The 2,511-nt window shown below is 71.8% G+C and carries 3 protein-coding genes; 1 reads left to right on the top strand and 2 read right to left on the bottom strand.

All coding sequences use genetic code 11. The annotated features are described in order from the left end of the window. Positions 1–126 precede the first annotated feature (126 nt). Positions 127–768, bottom strand: coding sequence for an NAD(P)-dependent oxidoreductase (locus KBX53_RS29395; RefSeq protein WP_030331327.1), 642 nt, complete (start codon positions 766–768; stop codon positions 127–129). Between the two features lie 51 nt (positions 769–819). Beyond that, positions 820–2,052: a serine hydrolase gene (locus tag KBX53_RS29390; RefSeq protein WP_210862875.1), complete on the bottom strand. Its 1,233-nt coding sequence runs from the start codon at positions 2,050–2,052 to the stop codon at positions 820–822. A gap of 96 nt (positions 2,053–2,148) precedes the next feature. Between KBX53_RS29390 and KBX53_RS29385 the strand changes: the two genes are divergently transcribed. After that, positions 2,149–2,511, top strand: a 363-nt coding sequence (locus KBX53_RS29385) for a pentapeptide repeat-containing protein (RefSeq protein WP_210862873.1), incomplete at its 3' end; no start/stop codon positions are given.

Below are 2,511 nucleotides of genomic sequence, written 5' to 3'. Positions count from 1 at the left end.
TAGACGATGGGCACGGAGCTGGCGGCCTGCTCGGCCATCTGACGCGCCAGGTCGACGATCCGGACCGGTTCGCCCATGTCGAGCACCAGCGCCTCGCCGACTGAGCACCGCCGGACGGCACCCCGGTCAGTACGCGACGGTGAAGCGGGCGTTCCGGTGTCGTGGCTGTTCGATCTCGTCGACGATCGCCACCGCCAGGTCCTCGTAGGTGAGCACCGAACGGCCCTGCCTGTCGGTGACCGGCTGGTCGGTGCCGGTGCGGTAGTGCCCGGTGCGGGCGCCGGGGTGGAACTCCAGCGGGGGCGGCGAGACGTACGTCCAGGTCACCCCGTCGGCGGCGGTGCGGTAGTAGTCCAGCGCCTCCGCCTGGCCCAGCGCCGCGTCCCGGTACTCGGCCGGGAAGTCCGGCTCGTCGAGGATGCGGGTGCCGCCCGGGGTGAGCAGGGTGGACCCGCCGCCCAAGTGGATGATCCGCGGTGCGGCCGCCATCCCGCGCAGTGCGGTCACCAGGTTCTCCGCCGCGTCGCGCCACAGCTCGCGTTCGCCGCCGCCGATCGCCACGACCAGCGCGTCGGCGTCCGGGGCCAGCTCCCGCACACTCCGCTGGCTGGTCGCGTCGCCGGTGACCGTCCGCACCCCGGCCGGCAGGTACGAGGTGGCCTCCGGGCGGCGGACGGCGGCGATCACCCGATGCCCCCGGTCGGCCGCCTCGGCGACGACCCGCGAACCGGCGGTGCCGCCCGCGCCAAACACGACGATGGTGCTCACCGGCTCAGGTTAGGCAGTGGGCCGACTCGGCGTCGGTGGAACGGCGAACCGTCAGTCGACCAGGGCGGCGTAGACGAGCTGGCGCAGCTGGGAGCGCAACGGGTAGGTGCTCGACGGCATCAGCTGGGTGAACAGCAGGGCAGTGATCTCCTCCGCCGGGTCGACCCAGAACGCGGTGCTGGCCACTCCGCCCCAGTAGTACTCGCCGACGCTGCTCGGCAACCGGCTGGGGATCGGGTCGTCGACCACCGCGAAGCCGAGGCCGAACCCGATCCCGTCCAGGGTGGTCTCGGCGAAGCCGCCGGTGGACAGGATGCCCAGGTCCTGACCGCCGGGCAGGTGGTTGCGGGTCATGAGCCGCACCGTGCGCGGTCCGAGCAGCCGGACGCCGTCCAGCTCCCCGCCGCGCAGCAGCAGCGAGGTGAAGCGGTGGTAGTCGGCCGCGCTGGAGATCAGACCACCGCCGCCGGAGAGCAACGCCGGCTTGCGGAACGCCAGCGACCCGAGGCTGTCGTAGCGGACGGCCCGGCCGCTGCGCGGATCCGGTACGTAGAGCGCGGCCAGCCGCTCGGCCTCGTCGCCTTCCACCCACCAGCGGGTGTCGGTCATGCCCAGCGGGTTGAAGATCCGGTCCGCGAAGAACGCGTCGAGGCTCTGCCCGGAGATCACCTCGACGAGTCGGCCGAGCACGTCGGTGGCGACGGAGTAGCCCCACGCCGTGCCGGGCTGGAACAGCAGCGGCAGCTCGCCGAAGGTCGCGCTGGCGGTGGCCAGGTCCACGTCCGCCGGCGGGTACAGGTCGTAGCCGGCGGCCCGGTAGAGCCCGTCGACCACCGAGGTCTGCAGGAAGCCGTACGTCAGGCCGGCCGTGTGGGTGAGCAGGTGCCAGACCCGGATCGGCTCGACCGCCGGCACGGTGTACGGCTTGAGCGTCGACCCCTTGGAGTAGACGCGCAGGTCGGCGAACTCGGGCAGCCAGCGGCTGATCTCGTCGGTCAGCTCGAACCGGCCCTCCTCCCACAGCATCATCGCCGCGACCGAGGTGACCGGCTTGGTCATCGAGTAGATCCGCCACAGGGTGTCGGCCTCGACCGGCGCGCCCGACTCCCGGTCGCGCAGCCCGTACGTCGAGGAGTGCGCCACCTCGCCGCGGCGGGTGACCACCACCTGCCAGCCGGACAGCCGGCCGTCGTCGACGTACCTGCCGAAGTGCTCGTCGATCCGCGCCAGCCGCGCCCTGTCGAAACCGATCTGATCCGGGTCCATGCTCCGAGCCACACTCACGCCGCCGAACCTACTCGCCGGTACACCGGCGTCGGAAGGGGGCCGGCACCGGCCCGCCGTCCGTCGGCCGTCGGCGGTGCCCACTAGCCTGGCCGGATGCCGGAGTTGACCGAGGACGTGACCGTCCGCACCGACGACTGGTACGGCGAGGAGCTGACCGACCGGCACTTCGTGGGTTGCGAGTTCTTCGGGGTGGACCTGACCGAGGCGGTGAGCAGAGGCGCCGTCTTCACCGGGTGCACGTTCGGCAACGTGGCGTTCAACTCCTCCCGGCATGTCGACTCCGCGTTCACCCGGTGCGTCTTTCGGCGGTGCAACTTCTTCGAGGCCGAGTTCACCGGCTGCAAGCTGGTCGGCAGCACCTTCAGCGAATGTGATCTGCGTCCGTTGACGGTGGACGGCGGTGACTGGTCCTTCGCCGCGCTGCCGGGCGCCGACCTGCGCGGCGTTCGGCTGACC

It is taken from the genome of Micromonospora sp. M51, from assembly GCF_018070305.1.
Lineage (GTDB): Bacteria > Actinomycetota > Actinomycetes > Mycobacteriales > Micromonosporaceae > Micromonospora > Micromonospora parva.
This window is presented reverse-complemented; position numbering and strand designations above follow the sequence as displayed.